The 20,479-nt window shown below is 65.6% G+C and carries 13 protein-coding genes; 8 read left to right on the top strand and 5 right to left on the bottom strand.

What is annotated here, in order from left to right; genetic code table 11:
• Positions 1–646 precede the first annotated feature (646 nt).
• A complete protein-coding gene (locus tag EAO79_RS03225) occupies positions 647–1,240 on the bottom strand; it encodes a TetR/AcrR family transcriptional regulator (protein WP_079704262.1) in 594 nt (197 codons plus the stop codon).
• Positions 1,241–1,338: 98 nt separating this feature from the next.
• Between EAO79_RS03225 and EAO79_RS03220 the strand changes: the two genes are divergently transcribed.
• The gene (locus EAO79_RS03220) at positions 1,339–3,510 is read left to right on the top strand and encodes a glycoside hydrolase family 3 C-terminal domain-containing protein (protein ID WP_079704261.1); all 2,172 of its coding nucleotides are present in this window, start codon (positions 1,339–1,341) and stop codon (positions 3,508–3,510) included.
• A gap of 154 nt (positions 3,511–3,664) precedes the next feature.
• On the opposite strand, the gene EAO79_RS03215 is transcribed toward EAO79_RS03220, so the two are convergent.
• Complete coding sequence (locus EAO79_RS03215; protein ID WP_124767771.1) at positions 3,665–4,615, bottom strand: LacI family DNA-binding transcriptional regulator; 951 nt, start codon at positions 4,613–4,615, stop codon at positions 3,665–3,667.
• Positions 4,616–4,731: 116 nt separating this feature from the next.
• Here EAO79_RS03215 and EAO79_RS03210 point away from each other — a divergent pair, with 116 nt between their 5' ends.
• Together EAO79_RS03210 and EAO79_RS03205 are read left to right on the top strand one after the other, a co-directional pair.
• A complete protein-coding gene (locus EAO79_RS03210; protein WP_164486884.1) occupies positions 4,732–6,054 on the top strand; it encodes an MFS transporter in 1,323 nt (440 codons plus the stop codon).
• A gap of 52 nt (positions 6,055–6,106) precedes the next feature.
• Positions 6,107–8,530 (top strand): glycoside hydrolase family 2 TIM barrel-domain containing protein, encoded by a 2,424-nt coding sequence (locus EAO79_RS03205; RefSeq protein WP_124767769.1) that lies wholly within the window; start codon positions 6,107–6,109, stop codon positions 8,528–8,530.
• A 415-nt stretch (positions 8,531–8,945) separates the two neighbouring features.
• On the opposite strand, the gene EAO79_RS03200 is transcribed toward EAO79_RS03205, so the two are convergent.
• A complete protein-coding gene (locus tag EAO79_RS03200) occupies positions 8,946–10,616 on the bottom strand; it encodes a CTP synthase (protein ID WP_124767768.1) in 1,671 nt (556 codons plus the stop codon).
• A 145-nt stretch (positions 10,617–10,761) separates the two neighbouring features.
• Positions 10,762–11,145 (bottom strand): MerR family transcriptional regulator, encoded by a 384-nt coding sequence (locus EAO79_RS03195; RefSeq protein ID WP_056781292.1) that lies wholly within the window; start codon positions 11,143–11,145, stop codon positions 10,762–10,764.
• Between the two features lie 114 nt (positions 11,146–11,259).
• Here EAO79_RS03195 and EAO79_RS03190 point away from each other — a divergent pair, with 114 nt between their 5' ends.
• Positions 11,260–12,201: an aromatic alcohol reductase gene (locus EAO79_RS03190; RefSeq protein WP_124767767.1), complete on the top strand. Its 942-nt coding sequence runs from the start codon at positions 11,260–11,262 to the stop codon at positions 12,199–12,201.
• A 217-nt stretch (positions 12,202–12,418) separates the two neighbouring features.
• Entirely contained in the window at positions 12,419–12,631 is a 213-nt protein-coding gene (locus EAO79_RS03185; RefSeq protein WP_079706120.1) for a hypothetical protein, read from the top strand.
• 574 nt (positions 12,632–13,205) lie between these two features.
• Here EAO79_RS03185 and EAO79_RS03180 read toward each other — a convergent pair.
• Positions 13,206–14,216: a LacI family DNA-binding transcriptional regulator gene (locus EAO79_RS03180; protein WP_124767766.1), complete on the bottom strand. Its 1,011-nt coding sequence runs from the start codon at positions 14,214–14,216 to the stop codon at positions 13,206–13,208.
• 102 nt (positions 14,217–14,318) lie between these two features.
• On the opposite strand from EAO79_RS03180, the gene EAO79_RS03175 reads away from it, so the two are divergent.
• Genes EAO79_RS03175 through EAO79_RS03165 form a run of 3 tightly spaced genes read left to right on the top strand, consistent with a single transcriptional unit; the run spans position 14,319 to position 20,443 of the window.
• Positions 14,319–15,671 carry an MFS transporter gene (locus EAO79_RS03175; RefSeq protein WP_124767765.1) on the top strand — a complete coding sequence of 451 codons (1,353 nt, stop codon included), beginning with the start codon at positions 14,319–14,321 and terminating at the stop codon, positions 15,669–15,671.
• A gap of 27 nt (positions 15,672–15,698) precedes the next feature.
• Positions 15,699–18,194, top strand: a complete 2,496-nt coding sequence (locus EAO79_RS03170; RefSeq protein WP_124767764.1) for an alpha-L-rhamnosidase — start codon at positions 15,699–15,701, stop codon at positions 18,192–18,194.
• Complete coding sequence (locus EAO79_RS03165) at positions 18,191–20,443, top strand: glycoside hydrolase family 3 C-terminal domain-containing protein (RefSeq protein WP_124767763.1); 2,253 nt, start codon at positions 18,191–18,193, stop codon at positions 20,441–20,443. The genes EAO79_RS03170 and EAO79_RS03165 overlap by 4 nt, the downstream gene beginning before the upstream one ends.
• Positions 20,444–20,479: the final 36 nt, after the last annotated feature.

Here is a 20,479-nt window from a genome sequence, read left to right as displayed (position 1 = left end):
CCGGGAGCACAAGGCAGCGGGAGAGTTCGAGGACGCCCGCCCCTAGTTCGACGAAAGTTTGGGGCTGATGGCATCGAGCCGACGTGCTTTACGGACGAGAGGCAGCGCCACCAGATGACCCCAAGTCGGCCTCAAACCCCGGAATCACGCAGGCGTGTTCGGGGCGACACTTTGTGCTGGAAACGCCGGCGACACTTTACGTTGGAAACCCGCTGATTCAGCGGGGCCACGGCGACACTTTGCGCGCGCGTTCACATGTAGTGTGAACGCACGTCGTAAAGTGTCGCTTTGCAGTCTAAATTGTCGCTTTCTGTTCGGAGCGACGTTTTAGATTGCAAAACCTCCTCGCGGCGATGTCTTGTGGCAGTCGCGGCTGCATCCGAGCGGCTTGAGCGGTCCAGCCGCCGAAGCTAGCAAGTGAGCGCCCCGGCGGCGAGGCCGGTGCCTCGGATTGCCGGAGTGTGTGGGTGGCGTTCAGGCCGCGGTGTCAGTAGGTCTCGTTGGTCCAGAAGACATACTGGCGGCCGCCGGTGAATCTGTAGTCGACACCGATCAAAACTGCAATCGCGACCCGGGAGCCGCCCAGCGCTGCCCGGAATCGCTGACCCGCTGACGGGTCGTCTCGATGGCGAGACCAGAACTGTTTTCACGCCGTCTTGCGAGCCAGCGCGCCTCCGGCGCCCTTCCATAGGGCGACCAGGTCTTCGTCGGGGAAGCGCAGCCATTGGAGCTGCAGCCCGTCGAGGACCGCGAGCACTGCGAGCGCGAAGGCCCGTGGTTGCGGGTGCCATGAACCGGACAGGTCCGCGAGCAGGTCGCGTGCAGTTCGAGTGCGCTCAGCAAAGTAGTCATGTGCCGGGTGCTGCGGATCAAGCGCCTCGGCGCCGAGGATCGTGTAGAGCCGCAGGAGCTCAGGTTGCCCCGCATTTCGTATCACCAGGTTGTCGAGCACTTTCCACGCGCTGTCCTCATCGAAGGTCCGGGGGTCTCGTCCCTCGACGGGTGTGGTGATCGCGAAGGCGTCGAGGTCGTCCCGATGGAGGAGGACGGCGATCAGTAGCTCCTCGCGCGACGAGAAGTGATGCTCGATACCTGCTCGAGTCATCCCGCAGTCCTCGGCCAGCTTGGAAAGAGTGAACGTGTTGTATCCGCCCTCTGCGATCTGACGGGTTGCCGCGTCGATGATCAGCGCTCGTCGCTCACTGGGCGCAAGGCGCGTTCTCCGCTGCTGCTCGGTCATGGACTCAAGCGTCGCATATCCGTCCTTGTGAAATTTGTTGCGGCTCCCTACAATTCCCTTACCTGCATCGGTGCAGGTAAGGGATGAAAGGTTTTGTGATGTCGACGAAGACGACGGAGTTCTCGCGCAGTCTCGAACGCGTCAAGAGCGGTGCCGAGCTTGCTACCGAAGTGGACGCGCTGCTCGCGTTGCTGACGGACGAGGAGAAGCTGTGGCTGCTTGACGGGGATGATGAGTTCTGGCCCGGCATGGGCGAGATGAGCGCTGGTTACAACATGCGGCCGATCATCATGGGACGCGTGGATCGACTCGGGATCCCTGGGTTGCGGTTCAGCGACGGGCCGCGGGGCGTCGTCATGGGCAACTCCACAGCATTCCCGGTCGCGATGGCGCGCGGCGCCACCTGGGATGTCGACCTGGAGGAACGCATCGGAACGGCGATCGGCGCCGAGATGCGGGCACAGGGAGCGAACTTCTTCGGAGGCGTCTGCATCAACCTCCCTCGGCACCCTGCCTGGGGGCGGGCCCAGGAGACGTACGGCGAGGACAGTCTGCTGCTCGGGGAGTTCGGGGTGGCGCTGACCCGCGGTGTCCGTCGGCACGCCATGGCTGTTGCGAAGCACTACGCGCTGAACTCGATGGAGAACGCCCGGTTCACGATCGACGTCACGGCCGATGATGCCACCTTGCACGAGGTGTATCTGCCGCACTTCCGCCGGGTCGTCGAGGCAGGTGTCGACGGCATCATGACCGCATACAACAGCGTTAACGGCGAGTGGGCAGGCGAGAACGAACGACTCATGGAGGGCATTCTCCGCGAAGAGTGGGGATTCGCCGGCGTCACCGTCTCCGACTTCATCTTCGGCCTGCGCGACGCGGCCAAGTCCCTCCGAGCCGGTCTCGACGTTGAAGAGCCGTTCCGACAGCAGCGGGCCGGGCAACTGCCTGCCGACCTCGAAGCGGGTCGAGTGGTGTGGTCCGACGTCGATCGGGCGGCACGTCGGATCCTCGCGACGCAGCTCGCATTCTTCGCTCGGCCGCTCGATGCGGAGCCAGGCCTCGAGGTCGTCTTTTCGCCCGAGCACCGTGCACTGTCGCGGGAGGCCGCCGCGACGGCGATCGTGCTCCTCAAGAACGACGACGTCAACGGTGCACCGCTCCTCCCGCTGAACCGTGAGGGGCTGGATCGGGTTGCGGTCATCGGGCGTCTCGCCGACCTGCCGAACACGGGCGACGGCGGTTCCTCGAATGTCCGCTCACCCGAGGTCATCACGCCGTTGCGCGGTCTGCAGGCCGCGCTGCCGGACGCTACGGTGACGTTCGCCGGCGAAGACGACCCACAAGCAGCCGCTATCGCGGCAGCAGGAGCCGATGTGGCGATCGTTGTCGTTGGATACACCGCGGCCGACGAAGGTGAATACATGGGCGATCTCACATCACAGCCCGAGCTGTTGAACCTGTTTCCACCAGCTCCCGAGGGCGTGGACCTCGCCGCACTCATGGCCGGCGCCGGCGACTCGCAGCACACCATGGGAACAGCGCTCGGCGGTGACCGGCGCTCCCTCCGCGTCCGCCCAGTCGATGCCGAGATCATCCGAGCGACCGCGGCCGCGAATCCGCGGACCGTCGTCGTCATCGTCACCGCCGGTGCGGTGATCACGGAAGAATGGCGCGACGCTGTCCCCGCCGTGCTCGTCGGCTGGTACAGCGGCAGCGAAGGCGGCACGGCACTGGCGGACGTCATCCTCGGCGAACGCGATGCAACCGGACGACTCCCGTATTCGATTCCCACCAGTGAAGACCACCTCCCCCCGTTCGACATCGACGCCGCCGCCATCACCTACGACCGTTGGCACGGTCAGCGACTGCTCGACCGGGACGGCCACCAGGCCGCCTTCCCTCTCGGCTTCGGTATGTCGTACACCTCGTTCGACATCGAGACGATTGAGCTCGGCGACGTCGACGGCGAGGAATTCTCCGCCTTCGTCACCGTCCGGAACACCGGTAAACGTCCCGGACGACACGTGGTGCAGCTCTACGCTGCGGTCGAGGCTCCGGACTTTCCACAGCGGGTCCTCGTCGGATTCGCTCCGCTGACGCTTGAGGCAGGAAAGACCCGGACGGTCCGCCTCGCGGGTTCCACCCGTCCACTTCAGCGATGGACAGACGCCGGGTTCGCGCCTGCCGCAGACAGTGTTCGCATCGAGGCAGCAGCGTACTCGGGCGACCACGACGCCGTATCGGCAGGGCTGCATCTAGCGCGCTCCTGACGAGTATCGCCACCGCGGCGCACGGCTTCCGTCCTGGCTGGCCGGCGCCGCGGCTAGCAGGACGAGTTTCGGTCGCTGCGCCACCCTGGCCGAGAAAGCGAGATCCGACTGGGCAAGCAACCTGGTGACCAATGGGGCATCTCAGTGCCCGCCGTCAGGCGGAGCCGCCGTGTACGACGTTGAGCACAAGTCGATCCGCGAGGGAGTCGACGGGAACAGAACCGGACAGCTGGCTCACGATGTTGTCGACCATTGCGTGCAAAGCGGTCGTCGTGTCGACCGCGATGGTGGTCAGCCGGGGCGACATGAGGGCACCGATCCGAGTCGCGTCCACTCCAAGCAGAGCGACATCCTCCGGAACGCGACGTCCGAGTTCTCGTGCTGCGGCGAGGAGCGCGATAGCCACGTCGTCGTTGTAGCAGGCGATGGCCACTCCGGTAGGAAGGTCGCGCAAGACGGACACTGCGTCCACCAGGTCGACAGACAGCCGAATCGATTTCGGCGCTGCAATCGCGTGCTCGCGGCAGGAATCGGCGAGTCCTCGTTCCCGCATGTCGCCGTACACGTCGATGCGGGCGTCGTGCAGGTGCGCGTAGACGAGCGCCTGGTGCCCCTTCGATACCAGATACTCGCCTTGCATTTGACCGATGCGATAGTTCACATCCTCTCCCGCGGCCAGATCGATCAGGGTAACCCCGCTGCCTTCTATGAACTTCCGCTCCGCAGCCGTGGCAGCGACGAAGGGCGCGATCACTGCGCGCGGTCGAACGGTCGTGACGAAGTGCTCGAGCAGTTCCACGGGAGAACTCGCGAAACGCAGAACGAGCGTCAGGCCGACTTGAGCGAGCTCTGCGGTGAGCACGTCGATGACGTCTTGCAGATTGGTGCCGAACGTGGTGTTGGGCACGAGAGCGACCACGACGTCGCTCGTTCCGGTGGCAAGCGTCCGAGCGGCCGCTGACGGGCGGTAGTTCATGGCCGCAGCCATCTCTTCCACTCGTCGGATGGTCTCCGGAGCGAACCGTCCTCGCCCGTTCAGGATCTGACTGACTGCCGGCCGAGATACCCCCGCAGCGCGTGCAACGTCATCGCTCGTGACTGCCATCCCGCGTTCCCCCTCGTGTCTGTCCGACCAGTGTAGTTGACGCGCGTAATCAGATGATGTTAGATGAGGCGATAACGCGCGTAAGCGTTTCCCTCACAGAGCCGTGGAGATCCTCAATGTCGACCAACAGCGTTCAACCCGAAACCGGCCCTCATCAAGCCGCTGTACCCGGTTCAGCAGTTACACCGGATGCCCTTCTCGAGCCATCGACGGGTCCCCAGCACATGAGCCGATGGCTCTGGGTCATCTATCCGCTGGCGATGATCAGTGTCAACGTCGTCTGGGGTGGCGTGCTTCAGGTGATGCTCGGCAGACAGGTCGCCGAGCTGCTCGGAGAGACGACCGGGGCAGCCGGCATGCTGGGCCTCGTGATCAGTGCTGGTGCGATCTCGAGCTTGGTGGCGCAGCCACTGCTCGGACTCCTCTCAGACAAGACGAGCAGCCGTTTCCTTGGCCGGCGCAACATCTGGATCTTGGGATCCGCGGTCGCCGCGGCCCTCGCCCTGCTCGTCACCGCCAGCAGCCCGAGCCCGCTCGTCCTCGCCATCACGTGGGCGATCGCGATGTGGCCTCTGAGCGGTTTGCAGGCGGCCCTGACCGCCGTTCTCCCCGAACGCGTCCCGATCCGGAACCGGGGGACCATGTCCGGATTGGTCGGAGCGTCGTCGATCCTTGGTGCATTCGGAGGGATCACGATCGCCGGCCTGACGACGAACCTCTTCGTAGGGTACGTGGGCATCGCTGCGGTTGTGCTCGTCCTTGGGACGATCTTCGCGTTGACGACGAAGGACTACGTGCCGGTCCGTGCCGCGGTTCACGCCTCCAAGGCCGAGCGTCGGGCGGCGGCTCGCTTTCCGAGCTTCCGGAGCGCGCCTGACTTCTGGTGGACGTTCGCCGGCCGGTTCCTGATCATCTTCGGCTACAACTTCATGTCCGGCATGCAGCTGTACATCCTCGCTGACTACATCGGTGTCGGTACGGTCACGGAAGCCGCCGCCGTCCTCGTCGCTGTGCAGGGAGTGAGCACGCTCGGACTCCTCGTCTTCTCGATCATCGGCGGATGGCTGTCGGACAGGTTCGGACGAATCCGTGTGTTCGTGGGCCTGTCGAGTCTCCTCTTCGCCCCGGGCGCCCTCGTCTACCTCCTGGTGCCCACGCTCACCGGCGCTTTCATCGCCAGCGGCATCTTCGGCGTCGCCTTCGGCGTCTACCTCGCCGTCGACCAATCGCTGATCACTCGAGTCCTCCCGAATATGGACAACGCCGCACGGGATCTTGGCGTGATGAACGTCGCCAATGCCGGACCGCAGGTGATCGCCCCCGTTCTGGCCGGCGCCGTCGTCGCGGCGACCGGGCTCTACCAGCCGCTCTTCATCGTGACCATCGTCGCCGTCATCCTCGGTGCCATCAGCGTCCGATTCATCAAGGGCGTTCGGTGACCACCCATCCCGCATCCGACCACCTATCGCACATCGCCAGAAAGGCACTCGCATGATCCGTACACCCTTCAACAGCGACTGGACCGTCGGTCACAAGGGTTCACCCTTCGACGCCTTCAGCGGCGGATCAGCCAAGACGGCCGTCACGCTCCCGCACGATGGCCTCCGAGACCTGCCGCGGTCCGCAGACAGCCCCAATGGCAGTCACACCGGTTACTACCCGAGCGCGCACCTCGAGTACACCAAGACCATCGATGTGCCGGCCCAATGGCGTGATCAGAGCGTCGTCCTCGACATCGAGGGTGCCTACCGTGATGCTGTCGTGTACGTCAACGGCGACTTCGCCGCTCAGCGCCCGAACGGGTACGTCGGGTTCTCCGTTGCGCTGGACCCGTTTCTCCGGTTCGGTGAGGCGAACACCATCAGCGTCGAGGTCCGTACCCACGAAGACAGCCGGTGGTACGCCGGCGCCGGTCTCTATCGCAACGTGTGGCTCGTCACCGCCGAGCCGGTGCACATCCCGCTCGATGGTGTGCGCATCACCACCCCCGTCATCGAGCCCGACCTGGCATCCGTGATCACCACCGTCGAGGTCGCCAACGAGACCCGTCACACGCGCACCGTCCGGGTCGAAACAGAGATCCGCGACGATGCCGATGTGGTGCTCAGCCTGCAGACCGCGCCGATCACCCTGCTCCCCGGGACGACTGGACGAGTGCACCTCCGTCACTACCTCTCCGAGCCAGCACTCTGGAATGTCGACGACCCGCGACTGCACACCGCGCACACTCGGGTGCGAGAGGGCGACACCCTGCTCGATGAGGACGAATCCGTCTTCGGTGTACGATCCGTCACCGTCGATCCGGTGCATGGTCTGCGGATCAACGGGCGCTCGGTGAAGCTTCGGGGTGGCTGCATCCACCACGACAACGGCCCGCTCGGCAGTGCAGCCCACCCGCGCGCGGAGGAGCGTCGCGTGCAACTGCTCAAGGCGGCGGGCTACAACGCCGTCCGTAGTTCCCACAACAACATCAGCCGCGCGTTTCTGGAAGCCTGTGACCGCCACGGACTCCTCGTCTGGGACGAAGTGTCCGACGTATGGACGAAGAGCAAGACCGCTTTCGACTACTCGCTCGACTTCCCCGAATGGTGGGAACGAGACGTCGAGTCGATGGTCGCCAAGGACTTCAACCATCCCAGCGTCATCATGTACTCGACCGGCAACGAGATCTTCGAGACCGGCAGCGCTATCGGATCTACTTGGGGTCGGGCGCTTGCAGAGAAAGTGCGCTCGCTCGACGACTCGCGACTCATCACCAATGCCATCAACGGCATGGTCGCCACCATGGACGTCTTCGCCGCACAGATGGCCTCGGGCGACACCCCGATGAACATCAACGCGCTCATGGGGTCGATGGAAGACATGATGAACACGCTCGGCTCCACGGCGTTGGTCTCCGATCGAATCGAAGAATCCCAGTCGCAGCTCGACGTCAGTGGGATCAACTACGCCGAAGCCCGCTACGCGATCGACGCCGAGCATCACCCGAACCGCATCCTCGTAGGATCCGAGACCTTCCCGCGCGCGCTCGACCGGATCTGGCCGCTGGTCGAGCAGCACCCGACGGTGATCGGTGACTTCGCCTGGACCGCTTGGGACTACATCGGGGAAGCGAGCATCGGTCGACCGGTCTACCCGGACGACGCTGATGTGCCGACAGGCACGAGCTCCCCCTATCCCTGGATGCTCGCCCAATCCGGCACGATCGACATCCTCGGGAATCGTCGCCCCGTCTCGTTCTGGCAAGAGACGATCTGGGGACTGCGAGACGAACCATACATCGCTGTCCAGCGCCCCGAACATCATGGACGCGAAGTCTTCGTGGGCGGCTGGTCCTGGGATGACGCCATCAGCAGCTGGAGCTGGGCCGTCCCGCCAGGATCACCGATCAAGGTCGACGTCTACAGCGATGCCGACGAAGTCGAACTCCGCCTCAACGGCACGATCATCGGTCGTGCTCAGGTCGGCGTCCACAAGGCGTGCATCGCGAAATTCGACACCGAATACCAGCCGGGTGAGCTCACGGCGATCGCCATACGAGACGGGATCGAGATCGGCAGCAGCACGCTCCGCACTCGCAGCGACATCATCCAGTTGGCCCTCACGCCAGATCGCACCGAACTGACAGCTGACGGCGGAGATCTCGCGTATCTCAGCGTCGAACTCTCCGACGAGACGGGGACGATCGCGACTGACGTCGCCACCGCCGTCTCGGTGGAGATCGAGGGCCCCGGAATCCTCGCCGGCTTCGGCAGCGCCCAGCCGGACAGCATCGAAGAGTTCGCGGCGGCGACAAGGACCACCTACGACGGACGGGCACTGGCCATCATCCGTCCAACCGGCCCCGGGACGATCACCGTGCGCGCTGCGGCGGCGGGCCTTCCGCCGCAGTACGTGAATCTCACGGCCCGGTGAGCACGACGGGTGGTCAGTGCACCCATGAAGCACTGACCACCCCGGCGCCCGGCTAGCAACGACCGTCGGACTTGATGCGGCCTGCGGTGGCCATCCGTATGGGCTGTCTGGTTGGGATCGAGGGGATCACCGGGCGCTCTTCACCGCGACGCCAGATGCCCTCGAATAGGGTGCTCATTCTGAGCGGCTGTCCCGACTGCTGGCCTGAGCGACGACGGCGAGGTTCGCCGCGGTGAGGTGGGGAATGGGAGCGGTCACTCGAACCTAGAGCGTTCTTCGCGTGGGCGATGTGGGCCTCGCGGGACGAGCGAGCCACGTACGGACTCGGCCATCCGGCTGGTGCGGATCCGAGCGGAGGGAAAGGTGCCGCTCGTGTCGAGCACGACAGTCGGGTGGGTGTCCTTGCAGAGGATCATCACGCTTGGATCTGTTCTGACTCGACTTCTCGAGTGAAGAGTCTGGATGAGTCACGCCTCGTCATGGCCGCGCCGACCAGTCCTGCGAACAAGGGGTGTGGGTTGGTCGGGCGAGAGCGGAGTTCAGGATGTGCCTGGGTGCCGATGTAGAACGGGTGCACGCCGCGGTCGAGCTCGACGTACTCGACGAGGGTGCCGTCAGGTGATGTGCCGGAGAAGGCCAGTCCGGCCGCCGCGATCTGATCGCGGTAGGTGTTGTTGACCTCGTAGCGGTGACGGTGCCGCTCGGATGCTGTCACAGCGCCGTACAGGTCGGCGGCTAGAGAGCCCGTCGTGAACGAAGCCGGATAGAGCCCAAGGCGCATCGTGCCACCCAGCTCGCCCGTCGCGATGATGTCGACCTGCGCGGCCATGGTCGCTATGACCGGGGTCGATGTCTCCGGGTCGAATTCGGTGCTCGAGGCCTCCGGCAGGGCGGCTTCGTGGCGGGCGTATTCAATGACCATGCACTGCATCCCGAGGCACAGGCCAAGCGTCGGGATGCCCTGTTCGCGAGCGAATTTCAGCGCTCCGACTTTGCCCTCGATGCCGCGCACACCGAACCCGCCGGGCACGCAGATGCCGTCCACGTCGCCGAGCTGCTCCGCGGCGCCCTCCGCTGTGATGCAGTCGTCCGAAGCGATCCACTTCAGATTCACCGTGGTGCGGTGTGCGAAGCCGCCCGCCCGGAGGGCTGCGGTGACGGACAGGTACGCATCTGGCAAGTCGATGTACTTGCCGACCAGGGCGATGGTGACATCCCCCTCCGGCTCGTGCACGGCATCAAGAACCGGCTTCCAAGCCGACCAGTCCATGTCATGCGCGTCGAGCTGCAGTGCGTCGATGATGACCTGGTCGAGGCTCTGGTCATGGAGCAGCGTCGGTAGGTCATAGATCGACGGCACGTCTATGGCGTTCACCACGGCGTTTTCGTCGACGTCGCACATCAGGGCGATCTTCGTCTTGTTCGACCCGCTGACTGGACGGTCGCTGCGCAGGACGAGCGCGTCAGGTTGGATTCCAAGGGAGCGGAGCTGTGCCACCGAATGCTGTGTTGGCTTGGTCTTCTGCTCACCAGAAGTGCCCATGTACGGCACGAGGGAGATGTGTACGAAGAAGACGTTGTCACGGCCGAGCTCGTGACGCACCTGTCGGGCCGCCTCGATGAACGGCTGGGACTCGATGTCGCCGATCGTGCCGCCGACCTCGGTGATGATGACGTCGGGCTGGGGGGAATCGGAAGCTTGCAACCGCATGCGGCGCTTGATCTCGTCGGTGATGTGCGGGATGACCTGGACGGTGTCCCCGAGGTACTCGCCGCGGCGCTCCTTCGCGATGACCGTCGAGTAGACCTGGCCGGTCGTGACATTCGCGCCCTGGTTGAGGTTGATGCCAAGGAAGCGTTCGTAGTGCCCGATGTCGAGATCCGTCTCGGCTCCATCGTCGGTCACGAAGACCTCACCGTGCTGGAACGGATTCATCGTTCCCGGGTCGACGTTGAGGTACGGGTCGAGCTTCTGCATCACGACGTTGATACCCCGGGCCGTGAGCAGGTTGCCGAGGCTGGCCGCCGTCAGGCCTTTGCCGAGCGAGGAGACGACCCCGCCCGTGACGAAGATCTGTTTCGTCACTCTGGGAGCTGAGATCGAGGGCGGGGTGCTGGTTCCGTTGCTTCGAGTATTCGCCACGGGACTCCATACTAACTTCACGCCGCGGTTAGTTCAGCGCTCGATCAGTGTCTGCACCGTGCGCCGGGATTCCTCTGGCAGCGACGGTTCAGGGCCGCGCGGGCGACAGCAGATCGGCGTGGTCGGTGTGCTGGAGGTAGTGGATGACCGCGTCACGGCTTTTCTCAAGACACACGATCCTGTCTTCCACGACGCGCAATTCTCGTGCCAGATCCTCCGCCAATGCGCGACTGCACGAGGCAGACTGCTGTCCCGGCTGTGGTGCTTCGATGTCCAAAACGATTTTGATCATGCGTGTGGACAAGCCGGCTTGGACCAGGGCGCGGACATGGCGGGCGTGTTCGACCTGCTCGTCGGAGTACTCGCGGTAGCCGTTCGCCGATCGCGTCGACTGGATCAGTCCTTGTTGTTCGTAGTAGCGCAGCATGCGCGTCGGAGCGCCGACCACAGCAGCCGCTTCACCGATCTTCATCCTTCAGCCATCCCTTCACCGCACCCGGAGTTGACATTGACACTGGTGTCAAACTTTACGCTGGCTGACATGATGGGCGCCCAACCGTTGGGCGACCAAAGGAAGGACACACCTATGTCGGCGACCGCCTCCAGCGCCCCCTCGCGGAACATTCTCGTCATCGGAGCAGGAGAACTCGGCATGCCTGTCCTCCGCAACGTCGTGAGGCGCGCCTCACCAGCTCTGGAAGCGTCCGTCGATGTGCTCCTGCGGTCGAACACGATCGACTCCACCACTCCCGCGAAGCAGCGCAACGTCGCTGAGATCCGCGCTTTGGGAGTCGGCATCGTTCAAGGGGATCTCGTTGGGCAGTCAATCGATGAACTCGCGGCCATCTTCGCGGAATATGACACCGTGATCGGCTGCACCGGGATCACAGCCGGCGTTGAAACTCCGATGAAAGTCGCACAGGCCGCTTTGCAGGCGAAGATTCCGCGGTACTTCCCGTGGCAGTTCGGCGTCGACTTCGATGTGATCGGGCGTGGCAGTCCACAGGACATTTTCGACTCGCAACTCGACGTGCGAGATCTGCTCAGGGCGCAGCACGACACCGAGTGGGTGATCATCTCCACCGGCATGTTCATGAACTACCTCTTCGAGCCAGGCTCAGGAATGGTCGACCTGACGAACCACACCGTCAACGCGCTCGGCAGCCCCGACACCGCGGTCACGGTGACCACGCCGGAAGACATCGGTGCACTCACGGCGGAGATTCTGTTCGAGGAGCCCCGGATCCGCAACGAGATCGTCTACGTAGCAGGCGACACGATCACGTATCGCCAGGTCGCTGAAACCCTGGAAGCAGTCCTTGGTCGTCCGTTCGAACTTGCAGTTTGGACAGAGTCGTCGCTTATGAACGAGCTGGCGAACGACCCAGACAACATGACCCGGAAGTACCGCGCCGTGTTCGCGCAGGGGCGAGGCGTAGCCTGGGACAAGAGCGACACGTTTAACGAGCGCCGGTCGATCCCGACTACAACGCTCCGGGAGTGGGCCCAGCAGAACCTCGTCGCCTGAGTACCGGATCCAAGCGGCGTAGAGCTCGAGAGGAGGCGCCCATGAGCACCCCACGCGGGGCGCACTGCTTGACACTTTGCGTGCGCGTTCACAAGTAGCTGTCTTATGTCTTCCAGGTGAAGATGTCATATTCCACGCCCGGTTGACCTTCACCGAAGGCGACGTGCGATAGAGCACGCTCGCCACGGGGCTGTTCCTGACCGAAGGAGGCGGGGCGATGTCCAATGTCCCATCGCAAATCCTCGTCCCGGTCATGCACGGTGTGACATTCGAGGAGCTCGATCAAGTCACCCCCACCCTTGCGTCGCGCGGTGGATTCAGCACGGCCGAAGAGCCAATGGAGGACATTGCCGTGAAGATAGCCGAGCTCGTCGGAATCGTCACGGAAGAAGAAGCCGACGAACTCAACATGGTGCCTGCCACCAGCTAGCCCCGGGGAAACGAATCGTGCTTCACTCCAGTCGCGGCCCTGCAGGCGCCTGGATGCGACTGCTCTCGGTTCCATCAAATAGCGGTTAGTCGCCTTCGTTGTCCGGCGCAACCGTTAGCGGAACGGAGGAGGAGGAGCGTTCGCGGCCTCCTAGAGGATGACCCGCGAGACGCCCCATGAACAACGAGTTGCAGGACGGTTGCCGGTGAACCACTACGTGGCTCGGCGGGTTGGGGTCAACGGTCTAGGTGTTTCAGGGCCGTCGAGTTCGAGCGAAGATCTGCGATGTCGCGGCACACATCCTGACGGTGAGTGTGGGGCCGCGCTACTGTCGAGCGCGACAACTATGCAGACCGGTCACTCCAGGCCGGGCCTCGGCGGAGGGCGCCACCAAATGCCCCCAGCCCGTCCTCAGATCCGCGGAATCACGCGGGCATGTTCGGAGCGACACTTTGTGTTGGAAACGCCGGGGACACTTTACGTTGGAAACCCGCTGATTCAGCGGGACCGTGGCGACACTTTGCGTGCGCGTTCACATGTAGGTAGGACCGCGTTTCGCGAGGTCGCCCGCCGTTCAGCGAACGAGCTGGTCCGAGGCGGGTATCGCGGCGCAGGAGTCACGGACGATGACCTGTTCCAGGACCGCTTCGGAGAGATCCGGCAGGTCGGTCCCGCTGGCTTGGGCGATCGCGACGGCTGCGAAGTTCGCGCCGTCGGCTTCTTCGTTGCGGCGCACGGTCGTCAGGGAGGGGACGAAGAGGGCTGCGATCGGTGCGTCGTCGTGGCCGATCACGGAGAGATCGTTCGGCACGCTGAGGCCGAGTCGCAGAGCCGCTCCCACGATGAGGGCCGCGACGTCGTCGTTGTAGGCGGCTACGGCGGTGACTCCGGCGGCGCGCCAGTCACGGACCGCTTCGATCGCATCGTCCTGCCCGGCCAGTGTCCGCACGTCGAGTGGAACCCGGTCGTGTCGTTGCTCGTGCTGCTGAGCTGCCTGGACGCGCACGCTGGCGAGATCAGTCAGCCGGGGATCAGCCGTCGAGGCATAAGCGATGCGGCGGTGTCCGAGGCCGTGCAGGAACCTGAGTTGCTCGGCAGGTCCCGTTTCGGGTGAGGCGCTGCCGCCGATGTCGTCGGGGAAGATGTGATTGATGCCCTGAGCGCGCATGCTCACGAGTTGCTCCGGCGTGAACGGGGCGAACCCCATCACGACCTCCGGCTCGAGCAGCTCCCACAGTGGCCGAACGGCGCTTTCGCGGCGAGGCGTATACGTCACCAGGGTGTACCCCGCATCGTCGAGCACGCTGCTGGCTGCCTCGATCAACCGCTGCATGCTCGCGCCGACAGGCCAGTCGGGGAGGACGAGGAGGACGATGCGGCTCGCCCCTCGAGCGAGTGCCTGCGCTCCGGCGTGCGGCCGGTAGCCGATCCGCTCGGCCGCCTCCAACACGCGTGCGCGGGTACTCGACGAGATCGTCTGTCCGGCGGTCTGGTTGAAGACGAACCCGACGGTCGCGCGCGACACTCCGGCTTCGCGTCCGACGTCGGCGGCCGTTGGGCGTTTCTTCACGAGGGGATCGCTCACCGGACCACTCTGCCGTACTTGTGCTTGCGCGTGCTAGTTCGATCGGACTAGAGTGCAGAACTAGCGCGCGCTACCCGGCGCCATTTCGACAACGGAGTCCCCATGACACACGAGCCCCCACGCAACGAGACGCCGCGAGCGTCCGCTGCCCCCGCCCAGCCGTTCCCTGCAGCGCCGGCAGCCGTCGAGGAGGTCATCGACAGCGCACCCAGCCGGGTCGAACCGCAGGCGAGCCCGTCCTACATCTGGTTCCAGGTACTGGGGCAGTTCGGCGTCTTCGTCGCCTTCATCACTCCGCTGGCGATCTCCCTGGCGATCCGGCTCTCGGAACTCGCTCCCGGCCGCGACGAGTACCTCGGCTACATCACCGGGTCGGGGGCCCTCGTCGTGATGCTCACCGCTCCGCTGTTCGGGGTGCTCAGCGACCGCACGCGTACGCGGATCGGGCGTCGTCGTCCGTTCATGATCGCGGGCACGGTGTTGGGTGTGGTCTCCCTCGTGGTGATGGCGCTCGCTCCATCCGTGTTGGTGCTCGGTTTCGGCTGGGTTCTCGCGCAGATCGGCTGGGGTCAGGTGCTGCAGAACCTGCAGACGTCGATGGCGGACAAGCTGTCCGAAACACAGCGTGGCAAGGTCGCCGGACTCGCGGGGTTCGCGACCCAGGTGGCACCGGTGTTCGGTGTCGTGATCGCCGGGTCGTTCTCCGGGAACGCTCTGCTCCTCTTCCTGCTCCCGGGGCTCGTCGGAGTGATCTTCGTCGCCATGTTCGTGCTCTTCACGCGGGAACCGGACACGCGGGGGGCCCGCTTCGATGAGCGGCTCTCGCCGAAGACCTTGTTCAGTAAGTATCTGTACAACCCGCGGCGGTTCCCGGACTTCTCGCTGGTCTGGCTGGGGCGGTTCCTCTTCTACTTCGGTCTCACCCTGAACACGACCTTCACCGCGTTCTTCTTCGCCTCACGGCTCGGCGTCGAGGTGACCGAGGTCGCACCGATCATCGCCACCCTCGGCCTGTTCGGGATCGGAGCGACGACCCTGGGGGCGATCGGGGGCGGGTTCCTCTCGGACAAGGTCCGCCGCCGACGCGTCTTCGTCCTCCTCGGCGCCGTGCTGTTCGCCGTCGGCGCGATCGTGATGGCCCTGGCTTCCGACGTCCCGGTGCTGTACACCGGGTCGCTGATCACGTCGGTCGGCATCGGGATGTTCGCCGCGGTCGATCAGGCGCTGATCCTGGACGTCCTGCCGGAGAAGGCCACCAACGCCGGGCGGTACATGGGGATCATCGGCTTCGCCGTGTCGATCCCGCAAGCTGTCGCGCCGTTCATCGCGCCCGTCTTCCTCGCGATCGGCGTGACCGCCGGCGGCGGTAAGAACTACACACTGCTCTACATCATCGCCGCAGCGTTCACCCTGCTCGGAGGGCTCGTGGTCCTGAGAATCCGATCCGTCCGATAGCCCGTCACCACCGCTCGAGGAGCCACCATGTCGACCTGGACCGCGTCCTTCATCACTTCAGCCACCCCCAGTCCAGCGCCCGAGGGCCCTGCCGCGTACCTTCGCAAGGAATTCACGCTCACGAGACAGCCTGCTGCCGCGACACTGCGAGTCACCGCCGTGGGGTTGATCGAACCTCACCTCAACGGATCAGTGGTCGGTGATGAGGTCCTCACTCCGGGCTGGACGTCCTATCGTCACCGCCTCGTGGTGAGCAGCCACGAGGTGACCGATCGCATCCGCATAGGCGGCAACGTGATCGGTGCCGTCTTGGGCGAGGGGTGGGCGCTGGGGCGACTCGGGTGGGAGGGCAAGCGCCACCACTACTCGGAGCGACCCGCCGGCTGGTTGCAGCTCGAGCTCGAATACGCCGACGGCAGCACCGAGGTGATCGTGAGCGACGACACCTTCCGATCCAGCACCGGTGGGGGGCTGACCGACAGCATCTACGACGGTGAAGAGTTCGACGCGCGCCTGGAGCCATCAGGGTGGGACGCGCCGGGCTTCGACGACAGTGCTTGGGATGGTGTGTCCCTGATGGACTGGCCGCAGGAGTCCCTCGTCGAACCCATCGCCCCGCCGATCCGGCGCATCGAGGAGCTCGCGCCGGTGGACATCCTCACCACACCCACTGGTCTCACCGTGCTGGACTTCGGCCAGATCATCTCCGGATGGGTGCGACTGCAGGTCACGGGCCCCGCCGGCACGACCATCGCGCTCCGCCACGCAGAGGTCATGACCGACGGCGAGCCTGACTACGAGACGATCCGCACAGCGCGGGCGACGGACCGGTACACCTTGAGCGGTGGTCGCCCCGAGGTGTGGGAACCGCGCTTCACGTTCCACGGCTTCCGGTATGTGCAGGTCGACGGGTGGCCCGGGGAACTCACCGCCGATGCGGTCCGAGCGATCGTCGTGCACTCCGACATGCGGCGCACCGGGTGGCTCGAGACGTCCGATCCGCTGCTGAACCAACTCCACGCGAACGCCGTCTGGTCGATGCGCGACAACTTCGTCGGCGTACCCACCGACTGCCCGCAGCGGGACGAACGGCTGGGCTGGACCGGCGACATCAACGCCTTCGCGCCCTCCGCCGCATTCCTCTACGACGTCCGCGGCGTGCTCGGGTCCTGGCTGCGCGACCTCGCCGCCGAGCAAGCGGCGCGGGGCTTCGTGCCCTGGGTCGTCCCCGACGTCCTGTCGACCCCGTCATCGCCGACCGCCCTGTGGAGCGACGTGGCCGTCAGTCTGCCCTGGACGCTGTATCGGGAGTACGGCGACCCGCGGATCCTCGCGGAGGCCTACCCCTCGATGACCGCATTCATCCGCCAGGTCGCCGATCTGCTCGACGAGAACGGGCTGTGGAGCAGTGGATTCCAGTACGGGGACTGGCTCGACCCCGATGCGCCGGCGGACAACCCGGCCGGCGGGAAGACCGATCGGCACCTGGTCGCCGCGGCCTATCTCTGCCGAACCACTCGGGAGATGGCCGACACCGCCGGCGTCCTCGAGCGGCCCGACGATGCAGCGGAGTTCCGAGCGCTGGCCGAGCGCGTGCGGACCGCCTTCCTGAACGAATACGTCAGCGCGAACGGGCGAGTGGTCGACGAGACCGCGACCGCCTACGCGCTGGCGATCGCGTTCGACATCCTCGACGAGTCCCAGTGGGCACACGCGGGGGACCGGCTCGCAGCGATCGTCGCGAAGGCCGGCTACCGCATCTCGACCGGATTCGCCGGCACTCCGTTGGTCACCGACGCCCTGTCCTCGACCGGCCACCTCGATGCGGCCTACCTGCTCCTCCTGGAGACGGGCTGCCCGTCGTTCCTGTACCCCGTGACCATGGGGGCCACGACCGTCTGGGAGCGATGGGACTCGATCCGTCCCGACGGCTCGATCAACCCGTCCGGCATGACCTCCCTGAACCACTACGCGCTCGGCGCCGTCGTCGACTGGATGCACCGCACGATCGGCGGCCTCACCCCGGTCGAGCCCGGCTACTCCAGAATGCGCATCGCGCCCCGGCCTGGCCGCGGTGTCACTTCCGCAGTGCTCAGACACACCACCACGCACGGCGACGTGCTCGTCGACTGGCGGATCGTCGACGGTGAGGGCCGCGTGCTCGTCACGATCCCGGACGGCACGACCGCCGTGGTCGAGCTCCCGCTGCACCCGGATGCGGCGGCGTTCGAGATCGCTGCCGGGTCGCACGAGTGGAACTACCCCGTGGAGGACGCGGGCCAGGGCGGTTCGTACAACTTGGACTCGACCCTGGGCGAGATCGCAGCCGATCCGAACGCCTGGCGCCTGTTCACCGACGCGTTCGGCCGACACGTCCCTGGCGTGCCGCTGGACGGCGACGACCCCGGCGCCGCGGCCCTGTCCATCAGAACCCTCCTGGACTACATCCCGGGCGCATCCGAGGAACTGAAGACCGACATCGAAGCGTCCCTCGACGCCGCAACCACTGGAGCATCAGCATGACGTTCGATCCATCAGCACTGACCCTCGCGCAGAAGGCAGCCCTCCTCTCCGGCGCCGACTTCTGGTCCACGAAGAGCCTGTCCGACGCGGGCATCCCGTCGATCGTCCTCACCGACGGACCCCACGGCGTGCGACGCCAGGCCGGTGACGCCGACCACCTCGGCATCAACGACAGCCTGCCATCGACGTGCTTCCCCCTCGCCGTGGCGGTGGGCAGCAGCTGGGACCCGCAGCTCGCCGCACAGGTGGGTGCCGCCGTCGGCCGGGAAGCACGGGCGTTCGGAGTCTCCGTCGTCCTCGGACCAGGGGTGAACATCAAACGCAGCCCGCTGTGCGGCCGGAACTTCGAGTACTACTCCGAGGACCCTCACCTCTCCGGAGTGCTCGGCGCCGCTCACGTCACCGCGATGCAGGAGACGGGGGTGGGGGCTTCGGTCAAGCACTTCGCCGCGAACAACCAGGAACACGAACGGATGCGCATCAGCGCAAACGTGGACGAGCGCACCCTCCGGGAGATCTACTTCCCGGCCTTCGAACGAGTCGTCCGGGAGGCCAGGCCCGCCACCGTGATGTGTTCGTACAACAAGATCAACGGGGTCTACGCCTCCCACAACCGATGGCTGCTCACGGACATCCTGCGCACCGATTGGGGCTTCGAGGGCGCGGTGGTCTCCGATTGGGGCGCCGTCAGTGACCGCGTCGCAGGTGTGGCAGCCGGGATGGACCTGGAGATGCCCGGCAGTGGAGGAGCCACCGACCAGCAGATCGTCGACGCCGTGCTGGCCGGGCGACTCGACGAAGAGCTCGTGGACGAATCCGTCCGCAGGGTCGTGGCGCTCACCGAGCTGGCAAGCGATGCCACCGGTGATCTCGACGTGGACGGCCACCACACGCTGGCCCGACAGGTCGCGGCGGATTCGATCGTGCTGCTCAAGAACGATGAGTCCACCCTCCCCATCCGGCCGGACACCCGCATCGCCGTGCTCGGCGCCTTCGCGACCACGCCCCGGTATCAGGGAGGCGGCAGCTCCCACATCAACGCCACCCGCGTCGACACCGCCCTCGACGCCATCCGCGACCAGTCGTGGGCGGAGGGGGTGACCATCGAGCACGCGACCGGGTTCACCGAGGACGGCTCCGGTGACACCGCCGCGCTCCTCGACGAAGCGGTCGCCGTCGCCGCCCGTGCGGACGTCGCCGTGCTGTTCGTCGGGCTGGGAGACCGCGACGAGTCCGAAGGGTTCGACCGCGACACCCTCGCCCTCCCGGCCGCGCAGGTCGATCTCATCCACGCCGTCGCAGCGACAGCGGCGAAGACCGTCGTTCTGCTCTCGAATGGAGGCGTCGTCTCGCTCGAAGGCTGGCACGACGAGGTCGATGCGATCCTGGAAGGGTGGCTGCTCGGTCAGGCGAGCGGCTCAGCCATGTCGGATGTGCTGTTCGGCCGGGTCAACCCGTCCGGCCACCTGGCGGAATCGATCCCGCTCCGTTTGGAAGACACCCCCAGCTGGGTGAACTTCCCCGGCGAGCAGGGCCACGTGCGGTACGGCGAAGGCGTCTTCGTCGGGTACCGGTACTACACCTCGGCGGAGGTGCCGGTGCGGTACCCGTTCGGTCACGGACTCAGTTACACCACGTTCTCCACCGAGAGCGTCGTCGCCCGGGTCGTCGGTGACGCCGAGGTCGAGGTCGACGTCACCGTGACCAACACCGGTGAGCGCACTGGCAAGCACGTCGTCCAGCTCTACGTCGCCCCGGCACCGGCGCCGGTGCGCCGCCCGGTTCGAGAGCTGCGCGGTTTCGCGAAGGTCGACCTCGGTGCCGGCGAGAGCACCACGGTCACGCTGCGGCTCGATCGGCGCGCCTTCGCCTACTGGGACATCGAGCTCGACCGGTGGGTCGTCACCGCCGGCGACCACCTGATCCAGGTCGGCTCGGACGCCGCCACCATCACCCGCGAGACGGCCGTGACGCTGAGCGGAGACACGATCGTCCGCGAACTCACCCTGGCGTCCACGGTCGGCGACTGGTTCGGTCACCCCGAGGTCGGACCCTTGCTCATGCAGGGCATGTCCGCGGGGATGACCGCGGAGCAGGCCCAGCAGGCCGCGGAGAACCCCGACCAGCTCAAGATGGTCGAATCCATGCCCATGCAGCAGTTCCTCGCATTCGTCCAGGGCGCCATCCCCGAGGAGTCCCTCGAGCAGATGATGCAGTTGTCGCGATCCGCTGCGGGTGCCGCACGATGACGAGGGTGCCGCCGCCTGGCGGTCAGGGCTCGCCGG

Source organism: Plantibacter sp. PA-3-X8 (genome assembly GCF_003856975.1).
GTDB lineage: Bacteria > Actinomycetota > Actinomycetes > Actinomycetales > Microbacteriaceae > Plantibacter > Plantibacter auratus.
This window is presented reverse-complemented; position numbering and strand designations above follow the sequence as displayed.